The organism is Veillonella sp. CAG:933 (genome assembly GCF_000431435.1).
Lineage (GTDB): Bacteria > Bacillota > Negativicutes > Veillonellales > Veillonellaceae > Veillonella_A.
In genome coordinates, this window is record NZ_HF986143.1 from 1 (window position 1) to 7,690 (window position 7,690).

The following is a 7,690-nucleotide window of genomic DNA, read 5'->3' on the forward strand; positions in this document are numbered from 1 at the left end:
TTACTTCTGTCCAAGAAAATGGGTGCAGATCACTATAAGCCCAAAAAAAGCCCTTGCCTGAATTTCAAGCAAGGGCAAACTACAACTTAACCGAATATTCTGTTCAAACAACCCTACACGTCATAGTTAAACGTAGCAGTCTGTATTACATCATCATTCAAGCTACGGCCGACAATACATTTTTCATGAAGCAAGGTTTCGATTTTATTGCGGTCTTCTTCTTTAATGTCTTTCGGTAAATGGAAGTCAATTTTAATTTCTTTAACTCTAAATTCTTCGGAGCTCACATTAGTGGCTACTTCCGCATAGGCACCAACGAAATCATAACCCATTTTACCGCCGATAAGCCCCATAATGGAGAGCGCACAAGAAGCAAAAGTATCAGCTAACAATTCAACCGGTGAAAACGATTCTTCCAAACCGCCCACATCTTTGCCTACATCCGTAAATACAGTGTGACTCTTTTTAGCATTTGTTAATTCATTTCTCAAATGTGCCTGCATTACAACTCGTGACATACTGCTACCTCCTTGTGAATAATCTGCCAAGTATCAAATTCAAAAGTTATTATAAAAATAGCCTTCGCTACTTTATAAACCGATCGATAGCTTCATTCAATTTATCAAGGGTTTCCGTATCATTATCTTTTACCGCATCAACGATACAATGCTGAATGTGGTCCTTCATGACAACGCGGCTCACACTTTTCACTGCCGAATCAACCGCGGCCAGTTGCACCAACACCTCACTGCAGTCGCGTCCATCCGCCACCATCCGCTTTACCGATTCCAAATGACCGATAATACGTGACAAACGATTCAATACCGCCTTAGTCTGCGTGTGCGAATGCGTATGTCCATGAGCGTTTTCATCTGTATGAGCGTGTTCATGAGAATGTTCATGGCCGTGTATATGTTCATGCATCGCCTCATGATTGTGGGCAATGCCTAATTCATGTAATCTATCGTGCTCCGTTTGCGCCACGTAATCACCACCTTGTTTCGTCTGTTATAGATTTATTATAACATATTGCACAAAATGTCTTATTGTAAAATACTAAGGTATTGTAAAAACTATGGTATTGTAAAACAATGGTAATACAGTTTTAACTATGGAAATGCAGTTTTAGTATTTACCTCTTAAGTAATGTACGCGCTTCTACCAATTGTTTGCCCAACTCTGATTGAGGATTGGTTAAAACAGCTGCCACCGTCCCCGATTCCACAATGCGCCCTTCAGCCAATAAATATATGCGTTCACATAAAGATTCAGCTACCGTCAAGTCATGGGTAATGACTAAACCGGCGAGCTGATTTTTTTGTTTTAAATCATTCAATACGGCTAATACTTCCGCTTGCGTTTGACCATCCAAAGCAGATGTCATTTCATCACACAAAAGTAAGGACGGATTATTGGCAATAGCCCGCGCCAAAGCGGCTCGCTGACATTCCCCACCGCTTAACATGTGCGGATAGCGCTTGCTGTATGAACTTGGCAAATTCACAGCCCCCAAGAGGGTAGCCACCTGTTCTTCGCAGTTTGAAGCAGAACTTGCGGCTGGTGAAAACTTAGCCCTGTCTGCTGCACCTAAAATGGTGCACTCTTGCGATAAAAACCTGACATTTTGTGCCCCTAACGATTGCAAAGATTCCGACTTTACCGGCTTTACCGGCTTATGTTTCATAGCTTCTTCAAGGCTCCATCCGATTGTTTGGCGCGGATTAAAAGAACTTTGCGGATCCTGCCAAATAGGCTGGACTATTTGGCCCAACTCAGCGGGCGAATAATTGGTGAGCTCCTTTTCATCATATAAAATCTCACCTTTTAAAGTGGCCTGCCAGCCCAGTAAACAGCGAAACAAAGTGCTCTTACCGGCCCCGCTGAGACCAACCAAAGCCACCCATTCACCACGGTGAACAGTTAAACTCACATCATGTAATACAGAATTAGTGTCAGTCTCGTAACAGGCTTGGAGATTTTTAATCGCTAAAAACGGCGCCGCCGCAACGTCTGTTGCTGTGGCAGTACAATGCGCTTTGTCAGTCGTAGTGATGTCTTCCACGCTAATTGCCCCTGAACGATTACCCTCTTTCACAGGGTCCTTCAAATTTTGCAAACGACCATCCTGCAAACATTGCAAATAACCGCCCTGCAAACATTGCAAACGACCGTCCTGCAAACATTGCAAACGACCGCCCTGCAATTCATATACGCTGTCACCGATACAGTTTGCCAATTCCCGTTGATGGGTAACAAACACCAAAGTCAGCCCTTCCGATTGCTGCACTTTTTTCAAAAGCTCTACGACTTGCAGTTGACGAACCATGTCTAAACTCGAAGCCGGCTCATCGGCGATTAGAATATCCGGTTTGGGGAGTAAGGCAAATAATAAAGCCACCCGTTGGGCCATACCGCCGGACAATTCAGCGGGATATAAAGACAACACGTTAAGGTCTAAATCCAGAGCGATGCTCAAAGTTTCAATCCGCCTGCGGGCCTCAGCCCAAGCGAGATTAATAGCCTTTGCCACATGACGACATTGCTCTTCAATTGTAAAAAAAGGACTAAAGGAGCTTACGGCGCCTTGTGCTACATAAGTGATGCGTCGGCCTCGCAACTCATGCCAAGCTTGTTCGGATTTAGGCCAAGAAACGCCGCATAAAGAAGCTGTTTCATACGTAATCCGGGCATTTTTGGGCAATAAACCCAATAATGTCTTCAATATGGTCGTTTTGCCTGCTCCCGAAGGGCCTACAATAACTGTTGCCTCACCGGCTGCAACAGTAAGATTTATATCTTGTAAGACCGTTTGCCCGTCATAGGCAACTTGTAAGTTTTTTAATAAAATCATCGGTTCGGTCAACGCATCACCCCCCCTTTCCGTTAGCTCTCATAGCTGCACCTTTTTACATATCTACATTTTTTACATGTCTATATTGTTTACATATCTACATTTCTTACATATCTACATCTTTGTTGAGTTCATAATAATCGGTCGGCGACGCTTTAAAGTTAACCACTTTATGTTTCATAACAAGATTCATTTTAAGATGAGCCACATAAATAAACGCCGCATCATCAAGCACGGTCTGTGTCATTGTTTGAAAAATCGCCTGACGCTGAGCCGGCTCCGTTGTTTGATCGAGTTGTGCCATCAATTCCTGAATCGCGGGACTATTATAGTTTCCCACATTGTCCACCGCACCGGCCAGTGCATTGGTCTTAAAGTAATAAGAACCTTCACCAGTTGGCGCTGTTACAAAGGCCTTTGCAAATACGTCAAAGTTCCCTTGTTTTAATACACTGCGATACGCATCGGTAGCATTGACTTCGACTTTAATACCAACCTGTTTAAGCGTAGCTTGAGCGGCTTCTGCCAAAACCGGCAACTCTTGGCGCGACGTATACGTAAGCCAACGCACGGTCAAGGGCTGACCGTTTTTATCGACATAACCATCACCGTCCATATCACGATAACCGGCATCGGCCAGTATTTTTTTGGCGGCTTCAATATTAAAGCTTGGCGCCGTTACTTTCATATGTCCGAGCGCCGTATTTTCCGGGAACGGACCTACTGCCGCCACGCCATTCCCTTTCAAAAGCACCTTAGCAAACTGAGTTTTGTCGATACTCATGGCGATGGCTTCACGAACTGCCTTATCCTGCATAGCGGAGCTGTTGAAATTAAAGGCCACTTGATAAACCCTGGAAGTAGGCATCGAGCTGATAGTATAAGCCGAGGCATCCTTAAATAACTCCAAGCTGTTATAAGGTAAGCCCTGAGCCGCATCAATATCGCCCTTTTGGAGCGCCATAGTAAGGGTATCGCCTTCCGTGATACGTACGACTTCAACCCCATCAAGCTTTGGTTTACCGTCCCAATACGAGTCATTGCGCACGAGGCTTACCGATTTTTCAGTAATATTCGTTGCCTTAAACGGCCCCGTCCCCACATATAAACCGTCTTTCGGTTTTTCAGACACATCAATAATAGCACTATACGGATCCGCCAAATAGGTCAAAAGCACGGTAGCCGGATTAGACGATTGAATCGTAAGATTTTGACCGTCAGCCACCATCGACTGAATGCCTAAATCCTTAGGCGCCCTGTCATGCACGGCTAGAAGTTCTTCAAAATTAGCCTTCACCGCCTCAGCCGTTAAAGGCTTCCCGTTTGAAAAAGTCACCTTATCCCGAATGTGCAGCTTCACCGTATGAGCATCCACAAACTGCCACGAATCGGCCAACCACGGTTTTACTTCCATCGCATCATTAAAACGCACCAACGTTTCCGCTACGCCGTAACGAACGGCGCTCCAGCCTTGATACGCCTCATGAGGATTTAAACCGGCATTTTCCATAGCCGGCCCATAGGCTGTCGTGCCGTAATGTAACACTTTACCGCCCCCATCGGTATTGCTGCTGCCGCAACCACTGATTACCACGGCCATAAAGACACAGGCAATAACCGCCATAAGACGCCTCAAACCTTTTAATTGCTGCTTACCGCATCTGCTCTCATTCATACCCTAAACCTCCAACCACAAATAGCCGAATACCTCACCGTACGGCTTAATGAGCAAACTACAAACCTTCCTGTAAAAAAACGATTACACACAAGTCTTAGCGTTTCTCAAAAACTTATACACACAAGCCTTAGCGTTTCTCAAAAATCAATCATACACATAAGCCTTATATTTTATCAAAATATTGTCGCAAGTTTTCACCGACATAGTGAAAATACGCCACCGTCACAACGATAGCGCCACCCGGCGCCAGAAGAAGCCACGGTGCAGTTTGCAATAAGCTCCGATTTAGACTGAGCATACTGCCCCATTCTGCCATAGGCGGCATAGCCCCTAAACCCAAAAAGGACAGCCCTGCCAGTTCCATGAGAATCACACCGATATCGAGCACCGCCGTCACCACCAAAGGCCCCGCAATTTGCGGCATGATGTGATAATAAAAAATACCCCACTTCGTCTGCCCTTGTAAGCTCGCTATCTTGATATACGGTGCTGCTTTGACCTGCAGGGTCAAACTGCGCGCGAGCCGCGCATATTTCGGCCAGGCCACACAAATAAGGGCCAACGCCGCGTTGCCCATGCCGCCGCCCAATACGGCGGCAATCGCTAAAGCAAACACCAGTGACGGTACGGCCAGCGCCACATTAATAAAGAGCGTAATAAGGCGACTCATAAAACCGTCCATATAAGCACTCATAATGCCCAACAGCGTTCCCATTACGGCAATCGTCACCGTAATAGCAAGGGTTAAACCTACCGTAACCCGCCCACCGGCCAGAATACGGGCTACCATGTCCCGTCCGTATTGGTCGGTCCCCAACCAGTGGGAAGCGTCAGGCCCTTGCAGTACTTCGCTTAACACCTGCTCATAAGGGTCAAAAGGCCAAAGCCCCGGCGCCACAACAAACATAAAAATCATCACGCCAAGGCCGCCCCATAATAGCCACTGTATTTTGCCAAACCGCTTAACGCCCTGCTTGTCAAACCGCTTAATGACCTGCTTGCCAAACCGCTTAACGCCCTGTTTGCCGTCCAAGTTATATTTCATAATCGGCCTCCTTCGCATAACGGCGATTCAGCCTTTTTTGCCAAAAATCCGCACTCCAATTGAGTAAAATATAAAGGGCTGCCAACCAAAGCACATAGGCCTGTAACACGGGGTAGTCCCTGGCCGTAATAGCATCAAAAGCCATTTTGCCGACTCCGTCCCACATGAATATGGTCTCCACAATGGTTACGCCGCCCAGTAAAGAACCGCAAGATAATGCCACCAAGGCTACAACGGGGGCCGCAATAGCTCTCAGAACATACCGGGCGAAAATCGTGTACCAACTAAGACCACGGGTGCGAAGTCCCATAATATATGGCTTACTTAATTCATCCAAGGCCAAGGCTCTTATTTGTTGAATATACTTGGCACTCATGGACCAAACCAAAGTAATTGTCGGCAGAATGAGCGCCGTTGGTTCATTATGACGGGCAATAACCGGTAACCAGTTTAGTTTTAGGGCTACCACATACAGCAGCAATAAGGCGGTAAAAAAATTGGGCGTCGTATTACCGAATAAGGTCAGGCTGCGCACCAATTTATCGCCTATACGGCCCTTTTGGTGTGCCGTCCATAAGCCTGTCGGCACAGCTATTAACAGAGTAACCCCTATAGCCGCACCCATGAGAAGGAGCGTTGCCGGCAGTTTTGACCACAACAAAGAACTGACTGCTTCTCCGGTTACCATAGATTGGCCAAAATCGCCCTGTAAGACGCCCCAAAGCCAGCGGCCATATTGCAACCATATAGGCGCCGTTAAGCCCAGTTCAGCCCTTTTTTCAGCTTGAGCCTCAATAGATAAGCTCTGCTGCCCCGAAAAGACTTGATCCACCACATCATCATTAGTGAGTTGCATCAAGCCGAAGGTAAGGGTCGCTACTACCCACAGCACTCCGATTACCTGCAAAATAGGTTGCCCGTATTTAATACCTGTACGCCATGATGAATGTTGGCTATGAGGTAAAGCAAGCGCAGATTGCTTAGCTCTTTCTTTATCTTCTGTCATCACGGCACCTCCTCAAACGAACCCTATTTTTTAGTGATTTAATATATGCTGCCGGTTTTAAGGGCATAGTTATTGAACTTATCGGTACCAAAGTACCCATTATTCATCTTCTTCATATTAGTGTACCTACTATTCATCACTTTGAAAAGCCCACCTAGGGGATACTTTTTTCAAAAATAACCCCCACCCCCGCTTATATCTCGCTTGATTTTCCTCTATACTGTTCTATAGAAATATTTTGCCGCTAGTAAAGACCGGCCTAAGCTCCGGCCATTATGAAACACGATAAGAATTAATAAACAGGAGTCTGTCATGAATATAAAAGAACGAATTGAATCCTACTGGGATAAACGAAGCGATGCTTTTAACGAGCTGCGCCTTCAAGAACTAAAAAGCCCCAATGCCAAAGCGTGGCATGCCTTATTGGCTCAGCATATCCCCTTGGAGCGACCGATTCGCATCCTTGATGTAGGCACGGGCACCGGCTTTTTTACGTTCTTGCTCTGTCATCACGGTCATACGGTAACGGGCATCGATATGTCGCAGCAAATGGTGAATCACGCCCGTCAAAACGCCGCCACCTTTCACAGCACGGCGACCTTTGAAAAAATGGACGCTACTAAGCTCAGTTATGAAGCTGGTACCTTTGATGCCGTCTTGAGCCGTAATCTCACCTGGACCTTACCGGATCCGAAAGCGGCCTACAGTGAATGGCTCCGCGTCCTAAAACCAAAGGGCGTCATCCTCAACTTCGATTCCGACTACGGCCAAACGACCTTTGCCCGCAATGAAGGTCACGTTCATGCCAATGTGGACAGTCAGATTCTCGATGAATGCACGGCCATTAAAAACAGTCTCGCCATCAGCCAAGAGAACCGTCCGGCGTGGGACTTAAAAACCTGCAAACAACTGGGGGCTCACGAAGTCAGTCTCGTGCCCGATGTACGCCCCTATGTACAACAAGATATGAGTTTACAATACGAAGAAATCCCCATTTTCATGATGCGCGTTGTAAAATAACAAACAGCTCTCCCGGCGTGGTCTTAACCACAACAAGGAGAGCTGTTTTCATAATTAAAGGCTTATAGGACAAAAAGTGTGTGTGGCTTT

General features: G+C 46.2%; 7 protein-coding genes. 1 reads left to right on the forward strand and 6 read right to left on the reverse strand.

Annotation, left to right across the window (positions count from 1 at the left end; translation table 11 throughout):
* Positions 1 to 113 precede the first annotated feature (113 nt).
* From QZL64_RS01845 to QZL64_RS01870, 6 genes are all read right to left on the reverse strand, one after another.
* Entirely contained in the window at positions 114 to 518 is a 405-nt protein-coding gene (locus QZL64_RS01845) for an OsmC family protein (RefSeq protein WP_021840351.1), read from the reverse strand.
* A gap of 67 nt (positions 519 to 585) precedes the next feature.
* A complete protein-coding gene (locus tag QZL64_RS01850; protein ID WP_021840352.1) occupies positions 586 to 984 on the reverse strand; it encodes a metal-sensing transcriptional repressor in 399 nt (132 codons plus the stop codon).
* A 148-nt stretch (positions 985 to 1,132) separates the two neighbouring features.
* Complete coding sequence (locus QZL64_RS01855; RefSeq protein ID WP_021840353.1) at positions 1,133 to 2,863, reverse strand: ABC transporter ATP-binding protein; 1,731 nt, start codon at positions 2,861 to 2,863, stop codon at positions 1,133 to 1,135.
* Positions 2,864 to 2,957: 94 nt separating this feature from the next.
* Positions 2,958 to 4,526: an ABC transporter substrate-binding protein gene (locus QZL64_RS01860; protein ID WP_021840354.1), complete on the reverse strand. Its 1,569-nt coding sequence runs from the start codon at positions 4,524 to 4,526 to the stop codon at positions 2,958 to 2,960.
* Positions 4,527 to 4,692: 166 nt separating this feature from the next.
* Positions 4,693 to 5,574, reverse strand: coding sequence for an ABC transporter permease (locus QZL64_RS01865; protein WP_021840355.1), 882 nt, complete (start codon positions 5,572 to 5,574; stop codon positions 4,693 to 4,695).
* Positions 5,564 to 6,580: an ABC transporter permease gene (locus QZL64_RS01870; RefSeq protein WP_021840356.1), complete on the reverse strand. Its 1,017-nt coding sequence runs from the start codon at positions 6,578 to 6,580 to the stop codon at positions 5,564 to 5,566. The genes QZL64_RS01865 and QZL64_RS01870 overlap by 11 nt, the downstream gene beginning before the upstream one ends.
* Before the next feature lie 312 nt (positions 6,581 to 6,892).
* Here QZL64_RS01870 and QZL64_RS01875 point away from each other — a divergent pair, with 312 nt between their 5' ends.
* The gene (locus QZL64_RS01875) at positions 6,893 to 7,600 is read left to right on the forward strand and encodes a class I SAM-dependent methyltransferase (protein WP_021840357.1); all 708 of its coding nucleotides are present in this window, start codon (positions 6,893 to 6,895) and stop codon (positions 7,598 to 7,600) included.
* Positions 7,601 to 7,690 lie beyond the last annotated feature (90 nt).